Annotated in this window: 24 protein-coding genes; 10 read left to right on the top strand and 14 right to left on the bottom strand. The window is 59.0% G+C overall.

Going from position 1 to position 25,777, the window contains the following annotated elements; genetic code table 11:
• Positions 1–13: 13 nt before the first annotated feature.
• The 3 genes from pdhA to ACR0J5_RS07415 all read right to left on the bottom strand — a co-directional run bounded on the left by pdhA (position 14) and on the right by ACR0J5_RS07415 (position 2,794).
• Positions 14–1,003, bottom strand: a complete 990-nt coding sequence (gene pdhA / locus ACR0J5_RS07425) for a pyruvate dehydrogenase (acetyl-transferring) E1 component subunit alpha (protein WP_480651899.1) — start codon at positions 1,001–1,003, stop codon at positions 14–16.
• Positions 1,004–1,180: 177 nt separating this feature from the next.
• Positions 1,181–1,480 carry an FtsB family cell division protein gene (locus tag ACR0J5_RS07420; protein WP_068331927.1) on the bottom strand — a complete coding sequence of 100 codons (300 nt, stop codon included), beginning with the start codon at positions 1,478–1,480 and terminating at the stop codon, positions 1,181–1,183.
• A 123-nt stretch (positions 1,481–1,603) separates the two neighbouring features.
• The gene (locus ACR0J5_RS07415) at positions 1,604–2,794 is read right to left on the bottom strand and encodes a phosphoglycerate kinase (RefSeq protein ID WP_480651897.1); all 1,191 of its coding nucleotides are present in this window, start codon (positions 2,792–2,794) and stop codon (positions 1,604–1,606) included.
• A 135-nt stretch (positions 2,795–2,929) separates the two neighbouring features.
• On the opposite strand from ACR0J5_RS07415, the gene ACR0J5_RS07410 reads away from it, so the two are divergent.
• Positions 2,930–3,436 (top strand): peptidylprolyl isomerase, encoded by a 507-nt coding sequence (locus ACR0J5_RS07410; protein ID WP_480651895.1) that lies wholly within the window; start codon positions 2,930–2,932, stop codon positions 3,434–3,436.
• A complete protein-coding gene (locus ACR0J5_RS07405) occupies positions 3,429–3,977 on the top strand; it encodes a peptidylprolyl isomerase (RefSeq protein WP_480651893.1) in 549 nt (182 codons plus the stop codon). Before ACR0J5_RS07410 ends, ACR0J5_RS07405 begins: the two co-directional genes overlap by 8 nt.
• Positions 3,978–4,017: 40 nt before the next feature.
• Here ACR0J5_RS07405 and aqpZ read toward each other — a convergent pair whose 3' ends face one another.
• The 6 genes from aqpZ to ACR0J5_RS07375 form a co-directional block, all read right to left on the bottom strand.
• Entirely contained in the window at positions 4,018–4,704 is a 687-nt protein-coding gene (gene aqpZ / locus ACR0J5_RS07400; protein ID WP_480651891.1) for an aquaporin Z, read from the bottom strand.
• Between the two features lie 87 nt (positions 4,705–4,791).
• Positions 4,792–5,601 carry a M90 family metallopeptidase gene (locus ACR0J5_RS07395; RefSeq protein WP_480651889.1) on the bottom strand — a complete coding sequence of 270 codons (810 nt, stop codon included), beginning with the start codon at positions 5,599–5,601 and terminating at the stop codon, positions 4,792–4,794.
• Positions 5,602–5,699: 98 nt separating this feature from the next.
• Positions 5,700–6,200, bottom strand: a complete 501-nt coding sequence (locus ACR0J5_RS07390; RefSeq protein WP_480651887.1) for a bactofilin family protein — start codon at positions 6,198–6,200, stop codon at positions 5,700–5,702.
• Positions 6,190–7,515 (bottom strand): DUF5930 domain-containing protein, encoded by a 1,326-nt coding sequence (locus ACR0J5_RS07385; protein WP_480651885.1) that lies wholly within the window; start codon positions 7,513–7,515, stop codon positions 6,190–6,192. The genes ACR0J5_RS07390 and ACR0J5_RS07385 overlap by 11 nt, the downstream gene beginning before the upstream one ends.
• 179 nt (positions 7,516–7,694) lie before the next feature.
• Positions 7,695–8,510, bottom strand: a complete 816-nt coding sequence (locus tag ACR0J5_RS07380; protein WP_480652881.1) for a ferritin-like domain-containing protein — start codon at positions 8,508–8,510, stop codon at positions 7,695–7,697.
• Between the two features lie 83 nt (positions 8,511–8,593).
• Positions 8,594–9,055, bottom strand: a complete 462-nt coding sequence (locus ACR0J5_RS07375; protein WP_480651883.1) for a peroxiredoxin — start codon at positions 9,053–9,055, stop codon at positions 8,594–8,596.
• 68 nt (positions 9,056–9,123) lie between these two features.
• Here ACR0J5_RS07375 and ACR0J5_RS07370 point away from each other — a divergent pair, with 68 nt between their 5' ends.
• From ACR0J5_RS07370 to ACR0J5_RS07355, 4 genes are all read left to right on the top strand, one after another.
• On the top strand, positions 9,124–12,510 hold the full coding sequence (locus tag ACR0J5_RS07370) for a YhdP family protein (RefSeq protein WP_480651881.1): 3,387 nt from the start codon (positions 9,124–9,126) through the stop codon (positions 12,508–12,510).
• A gap of 31 nt (positions 12,511–12,541) precedes the next feature.
• On the top strand, positions 12,542–13,588 hold the full coding sequence (gene queA, locus ACR0J5_RS07365) for a tRNA preQ1(34) S-adenosylmethionine ribosyltransferase-isomerase QueA (RefSeq protein WP_480651879.1): 1,047 nt from the start codon (positions 12,542–12,544) through the stop codon (positions 13,586–13,588).
• Positions 13,589–13,700: 112 nt separating this feature from the next.
• Entirely contained in the window at positions 13,701–14,981 is a 1,281-nt protein-coding gene (locus tag ACR0J5_RS07360) for an MFS transporter (protein WP_480651878.1), read from the top strand.
• Positions 14,982–15,082: 101 nt separating this feature from the next.
• Positions 15,083–15,661: a DUF924 family protein gene (locus ACR0J5_RS07355; protein WP_480651876.1), complete on the top strand. Its 579-nt coding sequence runs from the start codon at positions 15,083–15,085 to the stop codon at positions 15,659–15,661.
• Here the strand turns inward: ACR0J5_RS07355 and ACR0J5_RS07350 are convergent.
• Positions 15,658–16,284, bottom strand: a complete 627-nt coding sequence (locus tag ACR0J5_RS07350; RefSeq protein WP_480651874.1) for a hypothetical protein — start codon at positions 16,282–16,284, stop codon at positions 15,658–15,660. The genes ACR0J5_RS07355 and ACR0J5_RS07350 overlap by 4 nt on opposite strands.
• A 23-nt stretch (positions 16,285–16,307) precedes the next feature.
• On the opposite strand from ACR0J5_RS07350, the gene lpdA reads away from it, so the two are divergent.
• Positions 16,308–17,702, top strand: a complete 1,395-nt coding sequence (lpdA, locus tag ACR0J5_RS07345) for a dihydrolipoyl dehydrogenase (protein WP_480651872.1) — start codon at positions 16,308–16,310, stop codon at positions 17,700–17,702.
• A gap of 137 nt (positions 17,703–17,839) precedes the next feature.
• On the opposite strand, the gene ACR0J5_RS07340 is transcribed toward lpdA, so the two are convergent.
• Positions 17,840–19,225: a M20/M25/M40 family metallo-hydrolase gene (locus ACR0J5_RS07340; RefSeq protein ID WP_480651870.1), complete on the bottom strand. Its 1,386-nt coding sequence runs from the start codon at positions 19,223–19,225 to the stop codon at positions 17,840–17,842.
• 319 nt (positions 19,226–19,544) lie between these two features.
• Here ACR0J5_RS07340 and hemA point away from each other — a divergent pair, with 319 nt between their 5' ends.
• A complete protein-coding gene (gene hemA / locus ACR0J5_RS07335) occupies positions 19,545–20,768 on the top strand; it encodes a 5-aminolevulinate synthase (RefSeq protein WP_480651868.1) in 1,224 nt (407 codons plus the stop codon).
• 128 nt (positions 20,769–20,896) lie between these two features.
• On the top strand, positions 20,897–22,108 hold the full coding sequence (locus ACR0J5_RS07330) for a helix-turn-helix domain-containing protein (RefSeq protein ID WP_480651867.1): 1,212 nt from the start codon (positions 20,897–20,899) through the stop codon (positions 22,106–22,108).
• A gap of 154 nt (positions 22,109–22,262) precedes the next feature.
• Here the strand turns inward: ACR0J5_RS07330 and ACR0J5_RS07325 are convergent, their stop codons facing one another.
• Positions 22,263–23,159 carry an FkbM family methyltransferase gene (locus tag ACR0J5_RS07325; protein WP_480651865.1) on the bottom strand — a complete coding sequence of 299 codons (897 nt, stop codon included), beginning with the start codon at positions 23,157–23,159 and terminating at the stop codon, positions 22,263–22,265.
• Positions 23,160–23,342: 183 nt separating this feature from the next.
• Between ACR0J5_RS07325 and ACR0J5_RS07320 the strand changes: the two genes are divergently transcribed.
• Positions 23,343–23,624, top strand: a complete 282-nt coding sequence (locus tag ACR0J5_RS07320) for a hypothetical protein (RefSeq protein WP_480651863.1) — start codon at positions 23,343–23,345, stop codon at positions 23,622–23,624.
• Positions 23,625–23,663: 39 nt separating this feature from the next.
• Here the strand turns inward: ACR0J5_RS07320 and ACR0J5_RS07315 are convergent, their stop codons facing one another.
• Together ACR0J5_RS07315 and ACR0J5_RS07310 are read right to left on the bottom strand one after the other, a co-directional pair.
• Entirely contained in the window at positions 23,664–24,422 is a 759-nt protein-coding gene (locus ACR0J5_RS07315) for a DsbA family protein (RefSeq protein ID WP_480651861.1), read from the bottom strand.
• Entirely contained in the window at positions 24,419–25,777 is a 1,359-nt protein-coding gene (locus ACR0J5_RS07310; RefSeq protein ID WP_480651859.1) for a M48 family metalloprotease, read from the bottom strand. Before ACR0J5_RS07310 ends, ACR0J5_RS07315 begins: the two co-directional genes overlap by 4 nt.

Below are 25,777 nucleotides of genomic sequence, written 5' to 3'. Positions count from 1 at the left end.
CTTATTCGTCCTCTCAGGCGTAAATGTCTGTCCAGAGCTCTTCGACGGAAGGCTCGGGGCTTTCTTTTGAGAATTCGGCGGCCTGGTTGACGACCTCTTTGATCTCTTTGTCGATCGCCTTCAGGTCATCTTCGGTCGCGTGTTTGCCGGTCAGCAGCAGCTCGCGCACATGTTCGATGGGGTCGCTTTGTTCGCGGACCTTCTGAACCTCTTCGCGGGTGCGGTACTTGGCCGGGTCAGACATCGAGTGGCCACGGTACCGGTAGGTTTTGACCTCAAGGATGTAAGGGCCCTTGCCAGCCCGGCAGTGGGCGACGGCTTTTTCACCGGCGGCTTTGACCGCAAGCACGTCCATGCCGTTGACCATTTCGCCCGGGATGCCGAAGGCTTGACCGCGGTGATAGATATCTGCCGAAGAGGTCGAGCGCGCCTGCGCCGTGCCCATGGCGTATTGGTTGTTCTCGATCACAAAGACCACGGGCAATTCCCAAAGAGCCGCCATGTTGAACGTCTCATAGACCTGACCCTGGTTGGCGGCACCATCCCCGAAATAGGTGAAGGTGACGCCACCGTTTTCCTTGTACTTGTCAGCAAATGCCAGACCTGCGCCCAGCGGAACCTGCGCGCCGACGATGCCGTGGCCGCCATAGAAATGCTTCTCTTTCGAGAACATGTGCATCGAGCCGCCTTTACCTTTGGACAGGCCGCCCTCGCGCCCGGTCAGTTCGGCCATCACGCCGCCCGGGTCCATGCCGCAGGCCAGCATATGGCCGTGGTCGCGATATGAGGTGATGCGTTTGTCGCCTTCCTGTGCTGCGGCCTCAAGACCCACAACAACGGCTTCTTGTCCGATATAGAGGTGGCAGAACCCCCCGATCAAACCCATACCATAAAGCTGACCTGCCTTTTCCTCGAATCGGCGGATCAACAGCATCTCGCGGTAATAGGTTTTGAGCTCTTCTGCAGAAACATTTGGTTTCTTTGTGGTTTTTCGCGCAGCCATTGTGGCGATCTCCCCCTTTCGGACAGATAGTTTAGCGTTAAACTATCTATTAAAGCATTTCCTGCTTTCTGGCGAGTGTTAATGTGACGCAGCGTCCGTTCGCGCGGAAGCCGACCGAAAGCGCAGAGGGTTCAGTGATGCGCGATAGATTTTTCGTCGAAAAATCTTGGCCCTTGATCAGCGGATGACAATCTCATCCGAGCGGATCATGCCCAGAACGGAACGCGCCTGCTGATCTAACAGGTCGAGGTCCAGATAGGTGTCTGACAGGCGACGGGTCAGGTTTTCCATTTCGGCAATCTCGGCCTCAAGTTTGGCCAGGTCGCGCGACAGGGCGTCCCGTTCCGCCGCAATCTCGACCCGTCGGAACAGGCCATAGTCGCCCTGCACGGCAGCGAAGGTGAAATACACACCCAGCATAAATGCCACCATGAAGAAAACGACTGCGCCCAAACCGGGCCGATGGGAACGGGACACTCTGTTTACCGCCGTATGAAACGCCTCAATAACGGGCCCTTTGCGAGCCTCTGAACACACTATGTCACAGGCGATTCGGGTTGTGAATCCCCTGATTCGCAAAAATCCGCAAAAGCGGGCTTTTTATTGATCCAGCGCGGCAACGCCCGGCAGGGTTTTGCCTTCCATCCATTCCAGGAACGCGCCGCCAGCCGTCGAGATATACGAGAAATCCGCCGCTGCGCCCGAGGCGTTCAGCGCGGCAACCGTATCACCGCCACCTGCGACCGAAACCAATTGGCCTGCGCGGGTTAACTCTGCAGCTTTCAGGGCGGCGGCATTGGTGGCCACATCGAAGGGCGCGATTTCGAACGCGCCCAAGGGGCCGTTCCAGATCAGGGTCTGGCTGTTGCCAAAGATCTCGGAAATCGCGGCGACGCTATCCGGGCCGGCATCCAGGATCATGCCGTCTGCTGTGCATTGATCGGCGGGCAAGACCTGATGCGGCGCGCCCGCTGCGAACTCTTCCGCAACCACGATGTCCGAGGGCAGCACAATAGTGCAGCCCGCGCTCTCAGCCTTGGCCAGAATTTCGGCCGCAGTGTCTTTCATCGCCGTTTCAGCCAGCGATTTGCCAACATTCACGCCTTGGGCAACGAGGAACGTGTTGGCCATGCCGCCGCCGATCACCAGGTAGTCCACCTTGTTGATCAGGTTGCCCAGCAATTCCAGCTTGGTAGATACTTTAGCTCCACCAACCACAGCGGTCACAGGGCGTTTGGGGGCGCTCAGTGCGCCCTCCAGCGCCTCAAGCTCGGCCTGCATCAGACGGCCCGCATAAGCGGGCAACAGACGGGCAATGGCCTCGGTCGAGCTGTGGGCGCGGTGCGCGGCCGAGAAGGCATCGTTGCAATATACATCCCCCAGCTTGGCCATGCCGGCGGCAAGGTCCGCGTCGTTCTTGGTTTCAGCTGCATGGAAACGGGTGTTTTCCAGCAGCAGAACCTGACCGGGCTGCAGCGCCTCTGCGGCGGCCTCAGCCTCGGGCCCGACACAATCGGGGGCGAATTGGACAGTGGTGCCAAAGGTGGCCTCAAGGGCGGGGACCAGTTGTTGCAGCGACAGGTCCATCTTGCGCTCACCGCCCGGGCGACCGAAATGAGCCAGCAGGATCGGCCTGCCACCAGCGGCCAGAATATCCTGAACGGTCGGCACGATGCGCTGAATGCGGGTGTCATCGGTGACAACCCCGTCCGCAACCGGCACGTTGATATCGACGCGCACCAGCACGCGTTTGCCGTTCAGGTCCATGTCGTCGAGTGTTTTCCAGCCCATCGCGCGATCCCTCAGAAATGTGAAACAGATTTAGGCGGTTCTTTTCCTGCATTTTGCCCTCAGGTCAATGCGTCACTTGGCATTCACGCCCATGCCGCATAGGTATTTGCGCAAGACAAACGACAGGAGGGCCTCATGGCCGAGATCAAGGATCCCGAAAACACCATCATCATCGAGCTGAAAGGCGGCAATGTCGTCATCGAGCTGCTGCCCGACGTGGCCCCTCAGCACTCGGCCCGTATGAAGGAACTGGCCCGTGGCGGCGAATACGATAACGTTGCCTTCCACCGTGTGATCGACGGTTTCATGGCGCAGACCGGCGATGTGCAGCACGGCGACATGGAAGACGGGTTCAACATCCGCATGGCGGGCACAGGTGGTTCTTCGCTGCCGAACGTTCCGGCCGAATTCTCGAAACTGCCGCATGACCGGGGCACGCTGGGCGCGGCCCGTTCGCAAAACCCGGATTCGGCCAACTCGCAGTTCTTCATCAACTTCAAGGACAACCACTTCCTGAACGGTCAGTACACTGTTTATGGCCGTGTCATCGACGGGATGGAGCATGTGGACGCGATTGTTCGTGGTGAGCCGCCTGCGAACCCCGATCGCATGATCAGCGTTAAGGTGGCGGCCGATGTATAAGCTGGCCGCAGCTTTTGCCCTGCTGGCCAGCCCGGCGCTGGCGACCGGGCTGCAGATCGAAATCGAAGGTGAGGGCGCCAATGGCACCGTCACCGTCGACCTGTTCGAAGACCTTGCCCCCAACCATGTCGAGCAAATCAGCGCTCTGGCCGCCGAAGGCAAATACGATGGCGTGGTGTTCCACCGCGTGATCGACGGCTTCATGGCACAGACCGGTGATGTCGAGTTCGGACGCATCGGCAGCGATATGCGCCGCGCGGGTACTGGCGGGTCGGACCGTCCAGACCTGGCGGCTGAGTTCTCGGACTATAACTATGACCGTGGCGTCATTGGTATGGCGCGGGCTCAGGATCCCAATAGTGCCAACTCGCAATTCTTCATCATGTTCGCCCCCGGTCCGTTCCTGAACGGCGAATACACCGTAGTGGGTCAGGTGACCGGCGGTATGGACGTTGTCGATGCCATCAAGCGGGGCGAAGGCCCCAACGGTGCCGTCATCGGCCAGCCGGACGTTATGAAAACGGTGACTGTCACTGACTAAATCAAAAGGCCCCGAGGCACGCCACCTCGGGGCTTTTTCTTCAATCGTCTCCCATCGCCTTCCAGATCAGCGCGCCGATTGCGCCGCCGATCAGCGGGGCGACCCAGAACAGCCACAGCTGCGACATAGCCGGAGCATCGGCAAACAGGGCAACCCCGGTAGAGCGGGCCGGGTTGACCGATGTGTTCGTCACCGGGATTGAGATCAGGTGGATCAGCGTCAGGCACAGGCCAATCGCAATCGGGCCAAACCCCTGTGGTGCAAAATTTGATGTGGCCCCCAGGATAACCACAAGGAAAAAGGCGGTCAGGACGATCTCGATCACAAGGGCCGACATCATCGAATAGCCCTCGGGCGAGGCCGCGCCGTACCCGTTTGAAGCAAAGCTGCCCACGCCTTCGAATTCCGGCGCGCCGCTGACAATCAGGTATAGAACCGCGGCGGCTGCGATGGCACCGACCACCTGAGCGATCCAATAGGGGATCAGGTCTTTGGCGGGAAAGCGCCCTCCGATCATCAATCCCAAACTGACTGCGGGGTTAAAGTGACCGCCGGAGATATGCCCGACCGCATAGGCCATGGTCAGAACCGTTAGGCCAAAGGCAAACGAAACGCCTAGCCAGCCGATGCCCACGTCAGCAACACCCGCTGCCAATACGGCGCTGCCGCAGCCGCCCAGCACCAGCCAGAATGTGCCGAAAAACTCGGCCAATAGTTTTGATGACATGAAAAGCCCTCCTGAAAACAATGAGTTTAGTGTAATTCAAAAATGTAATTTTGTGAAATCATTGGAGAATTGCCAAAGCAACCTGCGTCAGTTCCAACTGGCAGGATCAAGTCGGAACAGCTTGGAGAGCTGCTCATAGACGCTTGGGACCGAGGTTTTCAACTGCTGCGGCTGTTCAAAGAATACCTCGACGGATACGGCAAAAAACTCTTCGTGGCCGGTTGCGCCATAAGGGTCGATGACCGTGTGCTGACCGCGTTCAACCGCTTGGACATGGGCGTCATAGGCGGTCAGGAACACGCGTTCCCATTCCGCGAAACTCTGCCCGTCACTCAGGATCGGAACGCCGTTCGTGCCGCCTGACAGATCATCGACCTGATGTGCGAATTCGTGCAGGACCACGTTCTGACCGTCGTGATCATTCGCGGCACCTTGCTTGCTGTGGGACCAGGACAGGATGACCGGCCCGCGATCCCAGCTTTCGCCGGTGCGGATGATTTCCTTTTCGCTGACCACATAGCCGTCTTGCCGGCGCTGACGTGATTTGAAGGCAGTGGGGTAGATCAGAATGGTCGTCAGGTGATCATACCAGAGATCACTGTTGACCAGCAGCAGGCTTGCCTGTGCTGCGATGGCCAGCTCCATCTCTTCGGTGACCTCCAGACCGTCGCAGCCGTGGAACTGAACCTGATCCAGAAACAGGTTCACCTTACCGTCCAGTTTCGCCCGCAGGTCAGGGGGCAGGCGTTGGATCAGCGGAACCTGCTGTTCGATCACGCGGCGCTGATGGTCTGTCAGCGGTGTTGCCAGCAACTGGTGCCGTGCCTGGGATTTGGCCCAGTGGCGGTACAGAAAAAAGCCCGCGACCAACAACAGGATAAGGAAAAGGATCACCATACGGGAAGCTTATCGCCGTCAGGCCAGGCAACAAGGGGAAAAGAAAAACGCCGCAGGCATGGCCCGCGGCGTTTGTTCCTTTCGGTATGAGGTCAGGCTTACTGCTTGACCTCTGCCGCCGGGTTCGCGCCCGACTTGGCGCTGCGGCCGGGATTCAGCGGATCGTCCTGACGCTGGACCGAGCCTTCGAAATGCGCGCCGCTTTCGATGGCGATGGTCTTGTGGATGATGTCGCCTTCGACACGCGCGGTCGAGGTCAGGCGCACCTTCAGGCCACGCACGCGGCCCACGATGCGACCGTTGATCACGACGTCATCGGCGGTCACTTCGCCCTTGATGGTTGCGGTTTCGCCAATGGTCAGCAGATGCGCGCGGATGTCGCCTTCGACCGTGCCCTCAACCTGAATATCGCCCGAGGTTTTCAGGTTCCCCGTGATGTGCAGGTCAGAGGACAGAACCGACGCCGGAGGCTTGGGCTTGGGCGCGGTGCTGGCCTTTTTTTCAGCAGGTGCAGGGGTCGCCGGGCTCGCCGGAGCAGCAGGCTTTGCTGTCTCGGGCGCGTTGGATGCGGGCTCATTGATTTTGCTCTTAGAAAACATTTCTCGCAGCCTTAATATAGTCCATTGGATTTCTGGGTACACCGTCAACGCGCACCTCATAGTGCAGATGCGTCCCGGTAGACCGACCAGTGCTACCCATATCAGCAATATGATCCCCGCGCGAGACCCTTTGACCAACCTTCACCAGGATCTTGGTGTTATGAGCGTAAAGTGTCTCAATTCCGAAGGCATGCTTGATTTTTACCAATCTGCCGAACCCGGACTGCCATCCCGCATGGGTTACAACACCGTCAGCCGTGGCAAAGATGTCTGTTCCATGGGCACCTGCAAAATCGGCGCCGTTATGCATGCGGCGACCGCCGGTTTTGGGATCGCGGCGGGTGCCGAAACCGCTGGTATAACGCACGGCGGCGCGCACCGGGCTGGCAAAGGGGGCCTTTTCGGCTGCGATGCGATACAGGTTCAACTGATCCATCTGCTGCAGCAGGACATTGGCGCGGATTTCGTCCGCGGTAAGATCTTCACCGCGCGTACTGAACGAGATCGGGGTCAGGGGGCCGCCCATACCGCTATAGCCGCGGCGGACCTCTTCAATGATGCGGTCGGTGGGCATGCCCGCCTGACGGAACATCTTGTCCAGCGGCTCGACCGAGATCACCATCGCCTCTTCCAGTTGGCGGAAAATCTCGTCGCTGCGTTCCTGCATCAGGCGGATTTCCAGCTCAAGCTCATCCCGCTGGTCCAATGCGTCCCGCGCATCCGAGGCGATCTGATCGCGTTCCTGCGCCGTGCGGGCGAGGGCGTCGGTCATAAATGTCATCTGTTCGGGGGCGGCCATGGCGGTCAGGTAGACATCGCCTTCACCGGTTTCGGCCTGCATGTTCGCCAGCTCTGTGCGTGCCTCTTCGCGCTGTTTCATAGTGGCGCGCAAGGTGGTCTGGATCACCTCGATCCCGGTCTCAAGCTCGCGCCTGCGATTCTCCGACGCCAGCAGTTCCGATTGCATGGCTGAAATCTGCTCCAGCGCGGCATTGAACCGGTCCTGCGCCATCAGCGCTTCTTCGGCGCGCATGTCGCGCTCGGCTGACAGGATGTTCAGACGTTCCTGATAGGTTGCCTGATCGCGTTTTGCCTGCTCGCGGAAATTGCCTGATCCGATGCTGTCCATCAGCAGGATCGCCGTGGCCACAGCGGTCCAGCCGACGATCACCGCAACGCCCGCAACGGCGACCACCTGAGTTTCCGAGCTGAGTCGGATGAACCGCGTGTCATTATCAGATTTCAGGAAAACCCGGCGCTCCGGGAAATGCCGTTCAAGCAGTGAGTGTAGTTTGATTGCCAGACGAGTTCGCACGCGTCTTCACCTCTCATCCCCAAGATCGGGACCGGTCGTGAGTGATAGCCGTCCCTTGGGCGAAGTGCATAGAGGGCGCGAATGCTTTGGGCAAGTTTGTTAACCAGTTCACACAAGAAACGGGTTTTTTACCGCCCATTCTCGGCGGGAATTTGCCGATAACACCGATTTGAGCATGCTTATTGCGCAGCACCAGGCAGGGGGAGGTCTTCGGTCAGGGGCCAGTAAAAATCGGGTGGCAGCCCCGCCTCGGCGCGTTTTTCTTCGTTGAACGGGGGTTTGAGAACGCCGTGGAAATAGCGGCGCACCAGATTGTGAAACACATCCTTGGGATCGGCATTTTCGCGCCCGCACAAAAAATGGAACCATTTCGACCCGTAGGCGACATGCCCGACTTCTTCGGCATAGATCACCTCAAGCGCGGCGATGGCCTTTTCGTCTTTGGCCTTGCGGAAGATGTCGATCATGCCGGGCGTCACATCCAGCCCGCGTGCTTCAAGGACCATGGGCACAACGGCCAACCGGCCCATCAGATCCTCGGCCGTGTCCTCGGCCGCGCGCCACATGCCCGCATGCGCGGGCAGGGCGCCATAGTGACTGCCCATCGCTTCAAGGCAGTCGCAGACCATCTCGAAATGGCGCGATTCCTCTTCGGCGCATTTGACCCAGTCGTCGTAGAAACCAATGGGCATGGGCACATGTCCGAACCGGGCGATGATGTCCCAATGCAGGTCCACCGCGTTCAGCTCAATATGAGCCACGGCATGCAACAGGGCGATGCGCCCCGCCTCGGTCCCCGGTTTGCGCTTGGGGACTTCGCGGGGGGATAGCAGTTCAGGCCGGTCGGGGCGGGCAGGTTGCAGCGGCGGTTCTGCGGTGCCGACCTCAATCGCAGGGGCGTCGCCCTTGCGTGCCGCGAACCACGCAGCGGCATGGCGTTTGGAAAGGGCGGTCTTGGCCCGCCCATCCGCCGTGGTCAGAACTTCGGTCGCCATCTGGGTCAGTGTCAGGGGCACTGTTTCTCTCCGCCTAATCCGTTCTGCGGGTCATAGTTCGGATGGCGACCGTGGAAAAGGGGTTACAGGCCGCGCACGGCCTCAAGCACCTCATCCACATGACCGGGCACTTTGACCTTGCGCCAGACGCGGGCGATCTTGCCTTCGGCATCGATGAGGAACGTGGACCGTTCAATGCCCATCGATTTGCGGCCGTACATGTTCTTTTCGACCCATACGCCGTAGTCCTCGCAGACTGTAGATCCCTCATCCGAGAGCAGCGGTGTGGTCAGGCTGTGCTTGGCGACAAACTTGTCATGCTTGGCCACGCTATCGCGTGAGATGCCGTAAACGTGAGCGCCCGCATCTTCAAAGGCTTGAAGTTGTTCCGAGAAACCGATGGATTCCTTGGTGCAGCCCGGCGTATCATCGCGGGGATAGAAAAACAGAACGACGGCACCGCCGCGCAGGGAAGACAGTGTTACCTCGCCGCCGCCGTCACGGGGCAGGGTAAAATCAGGGGCGATGTCTGAGACGTCGGGCATTGGAAACTCCGCTAAAGTTTTTTAAGGGCTGCCCGAGATCATAGGGCGGTGCAAGCGGGTTGGAAGGCGTGGATAAGAAATTGGTTCAGCACGACAAAAAAAGTGCGACCGAATCCAGGAAACCCCGGCGTCGCCGGTCACGTCGTCGTATCGCCGCGCATTTTTCTGTCTGGTCGGTCCTGTCGATGGCCCTGCTGGTGTTTCTGGGCTGGTTCTTTTTGTTCGGGCAAAACCTGCACGCGCCGGAATGGCTGCGCCACAGGGTCGAACAACGGCTGGAGCAAAGCCTGGGGGGCCTGAAATTCAGCTTTGGTGACGCAAGTTTCATCGTCAATGAGGATTGGCGCCCCCGTCTGCGGCTGACGGATGTGACGATCAGCGATGCCGCAGGGCAGCAGATCGCGCGCGTTTCCGACCTGCGCACACGGCTGTCTATGCGTGGCCTGCTACGCGGGCAGATTCGCCCGCGCCGCATTGCCGTGCGGGGGGCGCAGTTCGACCTGACCCGGGGCAAGGACGGGGCACTGTCCTTGTCTGTCGGCACTGGCAGCGCCCCGGTGCAAGAGGCCCCGGACCTGGCGCAACTGATCGAGGAATCGGATGATGTGTTCCTGTCGCCTCTTTTGTCCGGGCTACGTTCGATCGAACTGCAATCCCTGACGCTGGACTACAAGGATTTGCGGCTGGGTCGCGCCTGGGTGTTTGATGGTGGCCATATCACCATCACCCGCGACGGCGACGAAATGCGTTTGGCCACCGGGTTCTCGGTTCTGACGGGGCGGGACTATGCCAGTTCCATCGAAGCGAATTACACCAGCGTTCTGGGAACGCCCGAGGCCAGCTTTGGCGTCGCCATCACCGACCTGCCTGCCGAAGACATAGCAGGGCAGACGGTGGCCCTGTCCTGGCTGCAGGTGCTTCGGGCTCCGATCTCGGGCGCTTTGCGCGGCAGCGTGGACAGCAATGCCGCACTGGGTCCTGTCTTTGCGACGCTGAACCTTGGGACCGGCGCATTGCAGCCCACTCAGGAAACCCGTCCAATCCCCTTTGAGTCCGCCAGAACCTATTTCACTTATACTCCCAACCGTCAGGAGCTGGACTTTAACGAAGTGTCGGTGGTCTCGGCCTGGGGCGCGTTTCAGGGTGAAGGTAAGGCGTATCTGAACGGGATCGAAAACGGTACGTTGGACAGCCTGACCTCGCAGCTGAGTTTCAGCAGCATCAATGTCAATCCGGCCAATCTGTTCCCCGAGTCGCTGAAACTGGAACGGGCCGAACTGGACATGCAGATGAAGCTTGCCCCGTTTGACCTGCGTTTGGGCCAGATCATGATACAGGATGCCAATTACCGGCTGCTAGGGACGGGGAGACTGAAGGGAGAGGCCGATGGCTGGGCGGCGCAGGTGGACGCGCATCTGGACAGTATGGGGGCGGATCAGCTGTTGAACTACTGGCCTGACCTTCTGGCCCCCAAGCCGCGCCTGTGGGTGGAACAGAACCTTAAGGCGGGTCATTTCTCGGATGTCGATTTTGCGCTGCGGCTGCGTCCCGACACCAAACCAGACATCTATCTGGACTTTGGGTTCGATAGCGCCACGATCCGGTTTGCCAAGACATTGCCGCCATTGGTGAATGCGCAAGGCCAGGCCAGCCTGATCAACCGCCGCTTTACCGCCACGGCCGAGGCCGGTGTCGTTGTCGCCGATCAGGGCGGTGAAATCGACGCAACGGGGACGTCTTTTATCATTCCAGACACAAGTATCAAAAAGGAATCGCCCTCAATCACGCGGATCATAGCCAAGGGCAGCGCCACCGCCGCCTTGTCACTACTGGACCGGCCGCCGTTGCAGTTGCTGACCAAGGCAAACCTGCCTGTCGATTTGGCCGAGGGTGAGGTCAGCCTGACCGGCACGCTGTCTTTGCCCATGAAGAAGGGCCTGAAATTCCAGGAGGCCGAGTTCCACTTTCTGGGCGATATCGACAACGTCCAAAGCGACAAGCTGGTGCCCGGATTCGAGGTCAGCGCGCCGCGTCTGAAACTGGATGGCGATCAGACACAGGTTTCGGTGTCCGGGGATGGGTTGTTTGGCGACGTTCCGTTGCAGGCTACATGGCGTCAGCCCATCGGCGGTACTGAACCGCAGCGCAGTGAACTGACGGGACAGATCGAACTTTCGCCGCGCCTGATGGCCGAGCTGAAGGCCGGACTGCCGCAAGGTATGCTGACCGGCCGGGGCATCGCCGATATTGCGCTGGGCATCGGGGCGGGCGAGCCGCTGAAACTGACGGCAAATTCGGACTTGTCGGGCGTGGTATTGTCAGTGCCTGAACTGGGCTGGCGCAAAGGGGCGGGCACGACCGGGTCATTGACCGTGGATGCCACACTCGGCGAAAACCTGCGCGTGGACGAGCTACAGCTGGACGCTGCAGGGCTGCGCACCACCGCGTCGATCTCATTCAACGACGGAGAGTTTGAGCGCGTCTCGTTCAGCTCATTCGATCTGGGCAATTGGCTGGCCGTTCCGGCTGAGTTGGTCAATACCGGAGGGGCCGTGCCCGATATCCGGGTGCTGGGCGGGGTCATGAACCTGGGCCGCGCAACCTTTGGCAGCAGCGAAGGCGGCGGAGGCGGCGCGTCCGGTGCCAGCCCCCGGCTGGACGTGTCGCTGGATCGTTTGCAGGTGACCGAAAGTATCGCTCTGACCGGGTTCAAAGGCGCGTTCCAGACCGCCGGGGGCGTCAACGGAGCCTTCACCGCCAGTGTGAACGGGGGTGCCCCGGTGCGGGGACAGGTCTCACCCCGTGCGGGTCGCAGTGCGGTGACCCTGCTGTCGGACGATGCGGGTCAGGTATTGCGGTCGGCCAACATGATCACGCAGGCGCGGGGCGGGGCAATGAATCTGCAACTGGAACCGGTCGCTGGCCCGGGAAATTACGATGTAAACCTGAAAATCTCGAACACCCGTATCAAGGATGCCCCGGCCATGGCCGCGCTGCTGAACGCCATCAGCCTTGTTGGCCTGCTGGATGAGATGGCCGGGCAGGGCATCTTTTTTGCCACAATCGAAAGCCGGATGCGTATCACACCAACCGAGGTCAAGGTTCTCAGCGGCAGCGCGGTCGGGCCGTCCATGGGCCTGTCCTTTGATGGCACGGTTGATATCGTGTCCGGTATGCTGAACCTGCGCGGGGCGATTTCCCCGATCTACCTGCTGAACGCAATCGGCAGCGTCTTTACCAAAAAGGGCGAGGGCGTGATCGGCTTTAACTATACCCTGACCGGCCCGTTGCGAGAGCCGAAAGTGTCGGTCAATCCGCTGTCCGGGTTGGCCCCGCTGTTTCTGCGCAACCTGCTGCGGGCCCCGGCGCCCACAGTGACGGATGGGCCCAACGCGACGCCACCCCGTCCGGACGCTGCGCAACGAACCTCGGGGTCGCGGGCAGAGGAGCGTTGAACTGGCGCGACGAGCGCGTTATGGCGCGGCCATGAAACTCAGCGATTTTGATTTCCATCTGCCCGAAGACCTGATTGCCACGCGGCCCGCCAGTCCGCGATCCTCGGCGCGATTGCTGGTGGCAAAGGGCGATACCGTGTCGGATGCGCATGTGTTCGATCTGCCCGATTGGCTGCAGCCCGGCGATCGGCTGGTGCTGAACGACACCCGTGTCATCCCAGCCCGCCTGAACGGCCGCCGCCACCGCGACAGCGCCCAGGGCCCGGTGTCAGCCGCGATCGAGGCGACGCTGCTGGACCCGCAAGCCGATGGCACATGGGCGGCCCTGATCAAACCGCTGAAAAAGGTAAAGCCGGGCGAAGAGATACGGTTCTCTGACGCCCTAAGCGCCACGCTTGAACGGGTCGAGGACGGGCAGGCGCACCTGCGGTTCAACCTGACGGGCGAAGATTTCGACGCCGCGCTGGAACAGGCCGGTGCGATGCCTTTGCCACCCTATATCGCCGCGAAACGCGCAGCGGATGAGCAGGACAAAACCGACTATCAAACGATCTGGGCGCGCAATTCGGGGGCGGTCGCCGCGCCCACGGCCTCCCTTCATTTCGACGAGGCGCTGATGCAGGCGCTTGCCGCGCGCGGTGTCACGCTCAGCTATGTGACCCTGCATGTGGGCGCGGGCACCTTCCTGCCGGTCAAGGTCGAGGACGTCACCACCCATAAGATGCACGCCGAATGGGGCCAGGTCAGCGCGACGGTCGCCGCCGAGATCCGCGCCACCAAGGCCGCAGGCGGGCGCGTGATCCCGGTGGGGACCACAGCGCTGCGCCTGATCGAAAGCGCCGCGCGGTCAGGTCAGATCGAACCGTGGGAAGGCGAGACGGACATCTTCATCTATCCCGGTTTTCAGTTCCACGTGACCGATGCGCTGATGACCAATTTCCATCTGCCCAAGTCCACGCTTTTGATGCTGGTCTCGGCCCTGATGGGTCAGGATCGCATGCGCGACGTCTATACGCATGCGATTGCACAAAACTATCGTTTCTTTTCTTACGGCGATGCGTCGCTTTTGATCCCATAAGGGGCGCGATGTCGGGATCATTCCTTGGCGATGTCGTAGACAAGCGCGAACAAAAGCGGTTTCCATACCAAAACGAATCCAACTACCAAGTCGGCATCTAACGGAGTCCCCAATGATCCAGGTCCTGTCCAGCGCATGGGCGCTTTTGCTCGGTATGGGCCTGTTGATGGTCGGCAACGGCCTGCAGGGCACGATGCTGGGTGTTCGAGGTGAGATCGAGGGCTTCTCGACCCTTGAGATGTCGGTTGTCATGTCCGCCTATTTCATGGGCTTTCTGGGCGGATCGCGGCTTGCCCCTGAAATGATCCGCAGGGTCGGGCATGTGCGGGTCTTTGCGGCGCTTGCCTCGTTCATTTCGGCGGTCATGATCCTGTATCCGCTGATGACCAACCCGGTCATCTGGATTCTGGGCCGCTTTGTCATCGGCTTTTGTTTTTCCGGCGTGTATGTGACCGCTGAAAGCTGGCTGAATAATGCGGCCAGCAACGAAAATCGCGGCCAGGCGCTGTCGCTTTACATGATTTTTCAGATGATCGGCATCATCAGCGCGCAAGGGCTGGTCCTAGTGGGCGACCCGGCCGGGTTTGACACCTTTGTTGTCGCCTCGATCCTTGTTTCGATTTCCTTCGCGCCCATTTTGTTGTCGATCTCTCCCACGCCGGCCTTTGACACGACCAAACCCATGACGCTGCGCGAGCTTTTCGGGTATTCCCCGTTGGGCTGTGTCGGGATGTTTCTGCTGGGCGGAGTCTTTTCGGCCCAGTTCGGCATGGCGTCGGTTTACGGCGCGCGTGCGAACCTTTCGCTGGCCGAGATTTCGACCTTTGTGGCGGCGTTCTACGTCGGAGCGCTGGTTCTGCAATACCCGCTGGGATGGATGTCCGACCGCATGGATCGCCGCTTTCTGATCATGCTGGTGGCGGGCGTCGGGGCCTGTTCGGCCACAGTGGGTATGTTGTTCGGTGCGGCCTTTCCTGTTCTGCTGGGGGCGGCCTTCGTCATCGGCGGGATGTCGAACCCGCTCTATTCCCTGCTGATCGCCCATGCCAATGACTTTCTCAACCATGAGGACATGGCAGCCGCCTCAGGCGGTCTGCTGTTTATCAACGGTCTTGGGGCGATTGCCGGCCCGCTGATCACCGGTTGGCTGATGGGGGATAAGGTATTTGGCCCTCCGGGCTACTTTCTGTTCATCGCGGCGTTGCTGCTGACAATGGCGGTCTATGCGCTGTATCGCACCACACAGCGTGCGGCAATTCCGGTCGATGAGACAGGCACCATGTCCACGGTTTACCCAACCGCATCGCCGGTTGCCTTTGAGGTTGCTCAGGAAGTGGCGATCGAAGCCGCCGAAGCCGAGCAAGAAGCGCAAGATGTTGCCAAGGACACATGATTATGTCGCAAATGTTGCAAATCTTTACTGTCACAAATCTGTAAAACACCCTTAAATGACGTTACGTCCCTGGGGAGGGCAACACGACGGAGTTTAGGGCAATGGCAGGGCCTGAAGACGTATTGAGTTTTTGGTTGGATGAAGTTGGTCCCAAGGGGTGGTATCTACAGGATGACACTCTGGACACAGACATTCGCAACCGTTTCTTGACCACCTGGGAAGCCGCGAATGAGGGTAAATTCTCACTTTGGCTAACCTATCCAAGCGGGGCTTTGGCCTACATTGTTCTGATGGATCAGTTCCCAAGGAACATGTTCCGCGGCAGCGCGAAAGCATTCGCCTCAGACCGCGCCGCTCTTACAGCCGCAAAATGCGCGGTGGACAAGGGATGGGACCTCAAGATCGATGAACCCGCGCGGCAGTTCTTTTACCTTCCGATGATGCATTCGGAAAACCTGTGCGATCAGGAACGCTGCGTGCGTCTGATGTGCCAGAACATGACTCAGGACAGCGAAAGCAACCTGTTGCATGCCCGCGCCCATCGCGAGGTGATCCGCAAATTCGGACGGTTCCCCTATCGCAACGAAGCGCTTGAGCGTCCGATGACAGCCCCCGAAGCCGCTTATGTCGACATGGGCGGATATGGCTCGACAGTGCGTGAGCTACAGGCGGCGCGTTAAGACGCGGGAACGCATCCACGAATTGCGACAATGTGGTCGGCGGCTTCGCCGGCCGCTTTTTCTATGGCCGCGTCAAGCAGCAGTTCAGGGGCCTCGGTCAGCTCAGCGATGCGCGATTGCGTAGCTTGTAATTGCGCTTCAAGATTGTCCAGTTTCACAAGGGCGGTGGACATTTGCAGCTTCTCTGAAATGTTCGCGCCTGTATTCTCTTGTTGAATTGCAGCAAGGTCGGTGCGTAGTGCGACAAGCTCACCCCGAATGCCGCGTATTTCGTCCTTCAAAGGCGCGACAATCTGCACTTTTTCTGCAAACCCGGTGGTGATGTCATCCACAGTTGAAGCCAGTTTCCACCCCAGAAACAGGCACAGGGCGACAAGGATCAGCGTGGCATTGAGCAACGCAAGCAACAGGTCTTTGAGCGTTTTGGCCATGGTAAGCCTTTCGAATAACTTGTGTTTAAGAAAGATCACGTCTGCAGGATAGCAATATCCTAGCCTTTGTGAAATCTCGGGTATAGGCTGAAAACCGCGAAAACAGAGGCCATTGACCCTGCGTCGCATTTGTCGCGGGTCCGGTCTGTTGATGCGTTGAGAAAAGTAGTTTAATGGTAAACTAATTTTCATTCGACCTGTGCCGAGAGGAAAACATGGCTGCACAATCTTTTGATCTGATCGTAATCGGCGCTGGTCCTGGCGGCTATGTGGCGGCAATCCGCGCGGCTCAGCTGGGTCTGAAAACCGCCGTTGTCGAACGCGAACACCTGGGTGGCATCTGCCTGAACTGGGGCTGTATTCCGACCAAGGCGATGCTGCGGTCGTCGGAAGTGTTCCACCTTATGGAACGCGCCAAAGACTTTGGCCTCAAGGCCGAAAAGGTCGACTACGATTTGGATGCAGTGGTCAAACGTTCACGTGGGGTCGCGGCGCAGCTTTCGGGCGGAATCGGCCATCTGCTGAAAAAGAACAAAGTCACTGTGGTCATGGGGGAGGCGACGATCCCGGCCAAAGGCAAGGTCTCGGTCAAAACCGACAAGGGGACCGAGGAACTTACCGCCAAAAACATCGTGCTGGCCACTGGGGCCCGTGCCCGTGAATTGCCGGGGCTTGAAGCGGACGGTGATCTGGTCTGGACTTACAAACACGCGCTGCAACCGCCCCGGATGCCCAAGAAATTGCTGGTCATCGGTTCGGGCGCGATCGGGATCGAATTTGCCAGCTTTTACAACACGCTGGGCGCGGATACGACCGTGGTCGAAGTCATGGACCGTGTGTTGCCGGTTGAAGACGCCGAAATCAGCGCCTTTGCCAAGAAAGCCTTTACCAAACAGGGCATGACCATCATGGAAAAGGCGATGGTCAAGCAGTTGGATCGCGCCAAGGGCAAAGTCACCGCGCATATTGAGGTGAAGGGCAAGGTCGAGAAGCATGAGTTCGACACCGTCATCTCGGCCGTTGGCATCGTGGGCAATGTCGAAAACCTGGGGCTGGAAGCCTTAGGTGTCAAAATCGACCGCACCCATGTCGTCACAGATGAGTTCTGCCGCACGGGTGTCGAGGGGCTCTATGCTATCGGCGACATCGCCGGTGCGCCGTGGCTGGCGCACAAGGCAAGCCACGAAGGTGTCATGGTGGCCGAACTGATCGCGGGTAAACACGCCCATCCGGTGAAACCCGAAAGCATTGCAGGCTGCACTTACTGTCAGCCGCAGGTGGCCTCGGTCGGGTATACTGAGGCAAAGGCCAAAGAACTGGGCTATGACATCAAAGTCGGTCGCTTCCCCTTTATTGGCAATGGCAAGGCCATCGCTTTGGGTGAGCCTGAGGGCATGATCAAAACCATCTTTGACGCCAAAACCGGCGAACTGCTGGGCGCACACATGATCGGTGCTGAAGTGACCGAGATGATTCAGGGCTATGTGGTGGGTCGTCAGTTGGAGACCACGGAAGAGGACCTGATGAACACCGTCTTCCCGCATCCGACGCTGTCGGAAATGATGCATGAAAGCGTTCTGGACGCTTACGGCCGCGTCATTCACATGTGATCTGCGTGGGGTGGGGGCTCTGCCCCCGCCGCCCTGCGGGCGACTCCCCCGGGATATTTATAGACAGATGAAGCAGGGGATCCTCACTTCATCTGTCCGAAAATGTCCCGGAGCGCGAGGCAGAGCCTCGCAAAAAATCAGCGCGTCAGCGCGTCCAGAATGCGGGCCCAGGACCGGATACCCTTGTGGAAGCTTTTGACGTCATATTTCTCATTTGGGGAGTGGATGGCGTCATCTTCGTTGGCAAAGCCAACAAGCATTGAATCCAATCCCAGCTCGGTCTTGAAATAGCCCACGACCGGAATCGATCCGCCCATTCCGGTGAAGACGGCCTCACGCTCCCATTCATCAGACAATGCGCCACGGGCGGCTTCGAATTCGGGGCGGTCGAGGTTCATCACCGAGGCGGGTGAGCCTTCGAGGTCATTGTCCCATTCGATCTTTATGTCGGGCGAAAGGCGGTCTTCCACATGTTTGCGGAGTTTGGCGCGCAGCGCGTCCGGGTCAATGTCGCCGACAAGGCGGCAGGTGATTTTGCAATGCGCCTGCGACGGAATCACGGTTTTTGATCCAGCCCCGTTGTAGCCGCCCCACAGGCCGTTCACCTCAAGCGTGGGGCGCGCCCATTGCTGTTCCAGAGTGGAATAGGCTTTCTCGCCATGGGGTTGTGTGTATCCGGCGTGGCTGAGGTATTCCTGCTCGTTGAAGCCGCATCCTTCCCATTGGCGCAGCTGTTCAGCGGGCACGTCGTGCACGCCTTCATAGAACCCGTCGACCGCGACGCGGCCCGTTTCGTCATCGTAGAACGAGGCGACGATCCTGGAGAGTTCACGCAGAGGGTTCAGGGCGGGGCCGCCGTAGTGGCCCGAATGCAGGTCGATGCGCGGGCCGATGATGGTGAATTCATCCTTGAGCATGCCGCGCAGTTGGGCGGCGATGGAGGGCACGCCACGCGATACCATCGAGGTGTCGCAGACCAGGGCCAGGTCCGCCTTCAGCTCGGCGGCGTTTTCCCGCAGGAAAGGCACCAGTGAGGGAGAGCCCGATTCCTCTTCGCCTTCGAAGAAGAAAGTGATGCGGCAGGGCAGGGTGCCGTGCACGGCTTTCCACGCGCGACAAGCTTCGACAAAGGTCATCAGCTGGCCTTTGTCATCCGATGAACCGCGCCCCCGAATGACAGGGCCGTTTTCGGTCTCTTCGATGGCCGGATCAAAAGGATCGCGATTCCACAGGTTCAGCGGGTCGACGGGTTGCACGTCGTAATGGCCGTAGAACAAGACATGGGGGGCATCGCTGTCTTCTCCGACATGGCCCACAACCATCGGGTGGCCCGATGTCTCGCGTTTTTCTGACGCGATACCGATCTGTTTCAAATCCGCGACCAGCCAATCAGCGGCCTGATCGACCTGCGCATTATAGGCCGGATCGGTCGAGATCGATGGAATGCGCAGCAATTCCATCAGGCGGTCAATCGATGTTTGCAGATCGGCATCAATGCGGTTCAGCACAGCGTCCAGTGACATAAGAGTCTCCTGATGTAGAAATTTGGCCGAACCCTATCAGCGCCATCAGCGCCGTCCAGTGCGGTTTGACCGGAAAAGCACGAGAGGACAGAAAGGAAATCCGGGGCCTGCGTCGTTTCCCCGCGTCTTATAGACGTAAGTTTACTTGTCGCAGCAGAGTTGAAGGGATATTTGATGCAAATCAAATGAGCGATTTCAATGTGGTCTATACCTGAGGACCACAGGGAAACGCGGCGGTGCGACTCGGATTCGGTCTGTAGATGTACCAAGTAAGACGCCCGGTCATGCCAGTCTTGGTCGGGTAGGTAAGGAGAAACTGGTGGACTATACTGCTCAGCTCGATCAAGCGATTGCCAGGCTACATGATGAAGGACGGTATCGGACTTTCATCGACATAGAACGCCGGAATGGCCACTTTCCGCATGCGGTGCGGACGCGCCCGGACGGGACGCAGCAGAATATCACCGTGTGGTGTGGCAATGACTATCTGGGCATGGGCCAAAACCCGGTTGTTCTGGATGCTATGCACGACGCCGTTGACGCCGCTGGTGCAGGTTCCGGTGGCACCCGCAACATCTCGGGCACCACTGTATTCCACAAGCGGCTTGAGGCTGAACTGGCCGATTTGCACGGCAAGGAATCCGCCTTGCTGTTCACCAGCGCCTATATTGCGAATGACGCGACTCTCAGCACGCTGCCCAAGCTGTTTCCGGGCCTGATCATTTATTCCGATGCGCTGAACCATGCCTCGATGATCGAAGGTGTACGCCGCAATGGTGGCGCCAAGCGTATTTTCCGCCACAATGATGTTGCCCATCTGCGCGAACTGCTTGAGGCCGACGATCCCAAAGCGCCCAAGCTGATCGCGTTCGAATCGGTTTACTCGATGGATGGCGACTTTGGTCCGATCGAAGAGATCTGCGATCTGGCCGACGAATTTGGCGCGCTGACCTATATTGATGAGGTTCACGCGGTTGGCATGTATGGCCCGCGCGGCGGTGGCGTGACCGAGCGTGACCGTCTGGCGCATCGCATTGACATCATCAACGGCACGCTGGCCAAGGCCTATGGCGTGATGGGCGGCTATATCGCAGCCAGTGAGAAAATGTGTGACGCTGTGCGCTCTTACGCGCCGGGCTTCATCTTTACCACGTCGCTGCCGCCTGCGGTTGCCGCCGGGGCCGCCGCATCGGTTGCGCATCTGAAAACAGCACCCGAGCTGCGCGAACAGCATCAGACCCAGGCCAAGATCCTCAAGCTGCGGCTGAAAGGGCTGGGCCTGCCTCTGATCGATCATGGCAGTCACATTGTGCCGGTGATCGTGGGCAACCCGGTGCATACCAAAATCCTCAGCGACCGCCTGCTGGATGACTTTGGGATTTACGTGCAACCGATCAATTTCCCGACCGTTCCGCGCGGCACCGAGCGCCTGCGGTTCACCCCGTCGCCCGTGCATGGCCCGGATGAAATGAATCGTCTGGTGCAGGCGATGGACGAACTTTGGTCACATTGTGCGCTAAATCGCGCCGAACTTGCGGGATAATCTCTTCTCAAAGTGTGCATTGTGTTTAGCACGTGTTACACTTGCTCTAATAAAAACAACGGGCGAATCGTCAATGGGGCGATTCGGCGTTGGCGCGAAACACGCGCAGGCAGAATGGGGCAGCAGGGATGATTGGGCGCAGATCTCAGCGCGATTCCGAAGAGGATACCGACATCAGACCCAAAGGGTTTGATGACTATGAGGTACGGCTTGGCGACCGGATGCGCGGCGAACGCGCAACGATGGGCAAGTCTCTTTTGGATGTTCAGCGCGAGCTGCGGATCAAAGCCAACTACATAGCTGCCATCGAAGACGCCGACCCCGATGCGTTTGACACACCCGGCTTTATCGCCGGGTATGTGCGGTCTTATGCGCGGTATCTGGGTATGAATCCCGATGACACTTTCGCGGATTTCTGCAAGGAAAGCGGCTTTGAGGTCGCGCATGGCATGTCGGCCGAGGCGTCCGTTGTGCGCAAGCCAACGGGGCGGGTGGCCGCGCGTGGGCCGATGGGGTCTGATCCGTTTATCTCGCCGAACACCCCCTACATCCCGGGCAAGGAATCCTTTGTCAGCCAGATCGAGCCGAGGGCGATTGGTTCCTCTCTCGTGTTGGTCGCTGTGATTTGCGGCATCGGATATGGCGGCTGGTCAGTTCTGAACAAAATTCAGCAGGTTCAGGTCAGCCCGGTTGAACAGGCACCCGTGGTGGTGTCCGATCTTGATCCGCTGGACGCCGCGCGCAACCGTGCTGAGACTGAGGTCGCTGCGGTTGAAGCCCCAAGTGCCGAAGCGCTGGATCGGCTCTATCGCCCTCAGGCGCTGGATGTACCGGTGCTTGTGGCGCGGGACGCGCCGATTTCCACACTTGATCCGCGCACGGTGGGCACCTTCCAACCGCAGGCTTTGCCGCAGGTCGAAGTGGCCGAGGTGCATACAGTTGAACGCCCGGCCTTGCCGCAGGTGGTTGAAAAGATCGATACGACCCTCAAGATCGTGGCCATTAATCCGGCCTGGATGCGGGTCACAGCAGCCGATGGCAGCGTGATTTTCGAAGGCACGCTGGGTACAGTTGAACAAGGCAGCGTGTTCGAAGTCCCGCTGACCGAAGAACCCCCCTTGCTACGCGCAGGTGCCTCAGGCTCTGTGTTCTTCTCGATGAATGGCGAACATTTCGGACCGGCAGGTGCGCCGGGGACTGTGGCAAAGGGCGTCGTTCTGTCTAAGGACGCTGTTGCCGAGACATATGCTGTGGCCGATCTTGAGGCCGAGCAGAACACGGTTATCACCCAATTGGTGGCTGAGTTTCAGGCCCAGGATGCCGACGAAGCCGTCGAGTAAACCGGAATTTGGTACGCTCTTTCAAGTCAGCTGAGTTTAAACGAAGCAATCGTTGATTGTGTCATCGGCATGCGCTTTCGCTACTGAGAACTGTAAGGCAGCCGAAATCAAAACGAATTGCTGTGCGCCTGCCGACAGGGGCAGCTGATCGAGTTTACTTTATGGATGAATGCTTTGCGTGCAGATCAAACCAGCCAATGACAGCGGCGAAAAGGTTTTCCGGGGCGCTCTGCGTTGCAAGGTTCAGCCCTTTTTGCACTTTCATTGCGTCGTCATAGGACAACCAATCGCCTGGCAGATCTTCTCCAAAGAGGCCGGAGGCACCGTAAGGGAATTGGTGATCAATAACTTTTCCATGCCGGGATCGCGGCGGAATGGTCTGATATTCCACATATTTCTGGTTCGAGAATTTGAAGCGGTCATAGCCGTTCTGATGCAGCGTCTCAAGCAGGTGGGAACTGCCATTTTCGACCGAAAGATATGGCGGCAAATGCTCCAACGACATGATTTGTGACACGGCAACACTGTCGAACCCTTCAATGTCGATCTTGATATAGCGGATTCTGCGCGCGACATCCCGCAGGATGCTGGACACATCAATCGCAGGAACAACGATCTGTTCAGACCCTTCCGCGCGGCTTCCGAATTGCTCGTCGACTGAACTCCACTCGGTGTTGAACTTGTTCACATGGAATGTAACTTCGCTTGTCTTTCCGTCAGTGACGGCAAAGTTCTTGATGTCGATGCCGTAAATGCCAAGATCAGTCAGTTTTGCAGAGACTTTTGCGCAAAGGTCAGGAATCGCCTCAACCGAAATGACCTGAAACCCTCGTTTGCGATAGTAGATCGTGTCCGTGCCGTCATTCATGCCGATATCAACGACAATGCCTTGATCCGCCGCAGGAAGGCGCGTTTTTGACAACGTTTCAAATGCGGGCGAGATGTCCACTGATTTGGTTTTGCGCGAGGTTTTCTTGCCTCGGATCACCCGACCGGCATGACGCACTTTGGCGGCCGCGCGGGACAATCCAGATTTTTGGTTGTTGCTCATTCGTGTCTCGGCCGTTGGATCAAAGGCTTTTGTTCCATCAATGCCTGAGACAAGGGTCGCATTCAACAGAAAGTGTCTGGACGTTGCAGTCACCAAGCCTGGGCGTTCTGGAAAAGCTCCGATTTTCGCATCTGACCCACGCACTATGGGCACCTTCCCGATGCAGTCGCCATTGGTGAAGGAATGGGCCTGACCTTCACCTCGGAAGAGGCATTCGAATGGGTCAATGAACAGCACACGATGCAGCAGGTTGGTGAGCTATCAAAAATGCAGCTTGAATTCGTTGCAAGTGGCAAAAGCAATTCGTCCAAGGCTGAAGCGTTTTCAGGTGCTTTGGGCTGTGAGGCAGCCGGCACTATGATCCTGAGTGGCGTTGCGGCCTGCGCGACCGGCGTTGGCGCTGCTGCGGGTGTCAGTCTGATTACAGGCGGCTCGGCCGTCGTTGTGGCCACCAACAAAACCTAAACAAAAGCGTTTGGGGCGGCGCATGGCCGCCCCGAGACGTTAACTCTGCTCTTCACGCACGCCATTTGCGATCTGCAGCATCTGATCGGCAGGCAGAAAGCCACGCAGCATTTCAGTACCCAGCACAAAAGACGGCGTGCCCGAGATGTTCATCCGCTGCGCCAGCGCTCGGGTTTGCGAGATTTCCTCGGTGACCTCATCGCTGTCCATCGCGGCAACGATGGCGTCACTGTCCAGCCCCAGACCATCTGTAATACGGCGCAACGTGACTTCGTTGGGTTCGCCGCTAAAGGCAAGCAGGGCGTCATGCACCTGTTTATAGGCGTCGTCGCCCGCCACATGTTTGGTCGCAATGGCAAAGCGTGATGAGACGACCGATGCATCGCCCAAAATGGGCAGTTCCTTGATCACCAGCCGGATGTTGCCGTCGGCCTCCAGCAGGGTGGCCACTTCGGGCACGGCACGGCGGCAATAGCCGCAACGGTAATCCATGAACTCGACCAGAGTGATGTCGCCGTCGGGGTTGCCACCCACCCAGCTATAACCGTCCTCGAACAGCTCATCCGCGTTGGCTTTGACCAGTTCTTTGTCGGCTGCGGCCTCGGCCACGGCGTTGCGCTGTTCCAGCACATTGATCGCTTCGATGATGACTTCTGGATTTTCCAGCAGATACTCGCGCACCTGTGCGCCAAACTCGGCCTTTTCCGCATCGCTCATCGCGTTCAGGTCCAGCGCCTGTACCGGGCCACTTATCAGGGAAAGCCCCAGAAGGGCGGGGGCTGCATGTCTGAGGATCATTTCCGTTTCCTTTTCGATTTTTCGGCGCGCTCTGAGGCAATCAACACATCCTGAGCCCGTTGCCAACCCGGAGACCCTTCGGGCAATTGCCGGATCGCGCGTTTCGCGTGGATGCCTGCATCGGCCATCTTGCCTTGCAGTGCATATCTTTCTGCGGTCACGGCCGAGGCCATGCCGGTATTGCCGACCTGCGCATATGCGACCCCAAGGTCCTGCATCAGACGGAGATTTCGATGGTCCCGGGCGCGTGCTTTTTCAAGTACTTGCAGGGCGTTCTTTGTGTGACCTTGTGTCAGCAGGGCGCGACCATACCCGGCAAGGATCAGGGCATCGTTCGGGGCCATATCGACCGCGTCGGAATAGGCGGTGACTGCCTCTTTGAACTGCCGGTTTTCAAGCAGGATCTGGCCCTTGAGCTCGTAGTAGAACGGGTCCTCTGGGCGAACCGCGATGGCTGCATCAATGGCCGCACGAGCCTGGGCGAGGTTGCGGTTTTGATGATGTGCCGCGGCCTCTCGCATCAGGCGAATATCTCGGGCGTCTTCTTCTTTCGCACGGCGCAGGGTCCAGCCCGGCGCGCGCAGGAACGCGGACAATTTCCCCTTGATCCGGGCAAACCAGTAATCGGCATTGGGGTTCGGCTGGGCCAGATCCTCGAATTGTACCATGAACGACTGGGCTGCCCTCAGACGCTCGCGGCTGGTGGGGTGCGAGCGCATGTAGGGGTCTTGGTTGACCACGCTCAGCAATTCCTGACCTGCGAATTTCTGATGCAGGGCCACCATGCCGCTGGGTGAAATGCCCGCCGCACGCAGGTAGCTGGCTGCGCTGCGATCCGCCGAGGCCTCTTCGGCGCGGGTGTGCCCCAGAAAATCGCGCATCGCGGCACTTTGGGTGCCTGCGGCGATACCGGCAGCGGCCTCACCGCCGCCCGCAGCCGCGGCAATCAGGGCAAGCGCTGTGCCAAGACCGGCATTGCGCTGCGCCTGCCGCAGGTTTTCCACCCGGCGCGACAGGTGGCCATTGGCGATATGGGCGGCCTCATGGGCGATCACGGCCTGCAGCATTTCGGGGCTTTCGACTGTCAGGATCAGGCCATAGTTCAGATAGATCGCGCCATAGTCGATGACGAAGGCATTAAAGGTGCTGTCGTTGACTACCAATATCTTAACGCGGTTGGTGTTCAGCCCGGCGGCACGCAGGACAGGAAAGGCCAATTCGCGCAAGCCGTATTCAATATCGGGATCACGGATCAGGCTTTGCGCTTTCAGCGGCGCAGCGGCAGACAGCCATGTCACTGCAACCAGCAACAAAGCCGGGATTGACGCCAGCCTGGATACGCGTTCAAAAGCCAT

The organism is Ruegeria sp. BE1, from assembly GCF_056538885.1.
Note: the sequence above shows the minus strand (reverse complement) of the source record. Positions and strands in the feature narration are given on the sequence as shown.

Bases quoted from the DNA above. Each gene is read 5' to 3' on its own strand.
- pdhA (WP_480651899.1), bottom strand. From the start codon at position 1,003: ATGGCTGCGCGAAAAACCACAAAGAAACCAAATGTTTCTGCAGAAGAG.
- ACR0J5_RS07415 (WP_480651897.1), bottom strand. From the start codon at position 2,794: ATGGGCTGGAAAACACTCGACGACATGGACCTGAACGGCAAACGCGTG.
- ACR0J5_RS07410 (WP_480651895.1), top strand. From the start codon at position 2,930: ATGGCCGAGATCAAGGATCCCGAAAACACCATCATCATCGAGCTGAAA.
- ACR0J5_RS07405 (WP_480651893.1), top strand. From the start codon at position 3,429: ATGTATAAGCTGGCCGCAGCTTTTGCCCTGCTGGCCAGCCCGGCGCTG.
- aqpZ (WP_480651891.1), bottom strand. From the start codon at position 4,704: ATGTCATCAAAACTATTGGCCGAGTTTTTCGGCACATTCTGGCTGGTG.
- ACR0J5_RS07395 (WP_480651889.1), bottom strand. From the start codon at position 5,601: ATGGTGATCCTTTTCCTTATCCTGTTGTTGGTCGCGGGCTTTTTTCTG.
- ACR0J5_RS07390 (WP_480651887.1), bottom strand. From the start codon at position 6,200: ATGTTTTCTAAGAGCAAAATCAATGAGCCCGCATCCAACGCGCCCGAG.
- ACR0J5_RS07380 (WP_480652881.1), bottom strand. From the start codon at position 8,510: ATGGCGACCGAAGTTCTGACCACGGCGGATGGGCGGGCCAAGACCGCC.
- ACR0J5_RS07375 (WP_480651883.1), bottom strand. From the start codon at position 9,055: ATGCCCGACGTCTCAGACATCGCCCCTGATTTTACCCTGCCCCGTGAC.
- queA (WP_480651879.1), top strand. From the start codon at position 12,542: ATGAAACTCAGCGATTTTGATTTCCATCTGCCCGAAGACCTGATTGCC.
- ACR0J5_RS07360 (WP_480651878.1), top strand. From the start codon at position 13,701: ATGATCCAGGTCCTGTCCAGCGCATGGGCGCTTTTGCTCGGTATGGGC.
- ACR0J5_RS07355 (WP_480651876.1), top strand. From the start codon at position 15,083: ATGGCAGGGCCTGAAGACGTATTGAGTTTTTGGTTGGATGAAGTTGGT.
- ACR0J5_RS07350 (WP_480651874.1), bottom strand. From the start codon at position 16,284: ATGAAAATTAGTTTACCATTAAACTACTTTTCTCAACGCATCAACAGA.
- lpdA (WP_480651872.1), top strand. From the start codon at position 16,308: ATGGCTGCACAATCTTTTGATCTGATCGTAATCGGCGCTGGTCCTGGC.
- ACR0J5_RS07340 (WP_480651870.1), bottom strand. From the start codon at position 19,225: ATGTCACTGGACGCTGTGCTGAACCGCATTGATGCCGATCTGCAAACA.
- ACR0J5_RS07330 (WP_480651867.1), top strand. From the start codon at position 20,897: ATGATTGGGCGCAGATCTCAGCGCGATTCCGAAGAGGATACCGACATC.
- ACR0J5_RS07325 (WP_480651865.1), bottom strand. From the start codon at position 23,159: ATGAGCAACAACCAAAAATCTGGATTGTCCCGCGCGGCCGCCAAAGTG.
- ACR0J5_RS07320 (WP_480651863.1), top strand. From the start codon at position 23,343: ATGGGCCTGACCTTCACCTCGGAAGAGGCATTCGAATGGGTCAATGAA.
- ACR0J5_RS07315 (WP_480651861.1), bottom strand. From the start codon at position 24,422: ATGATCCTCAGACATGCAGCCCCCGCCCTTCTGGGGCTTTCCCTGATA.
- ACR0J5_RS07310 (WP_480651859.1), bottom strand. From the start codon at position 25,777: ATGGCTTTTGAACGCGTATCCAGGCTGGCGTCAATCCCGGCTTTGTTG.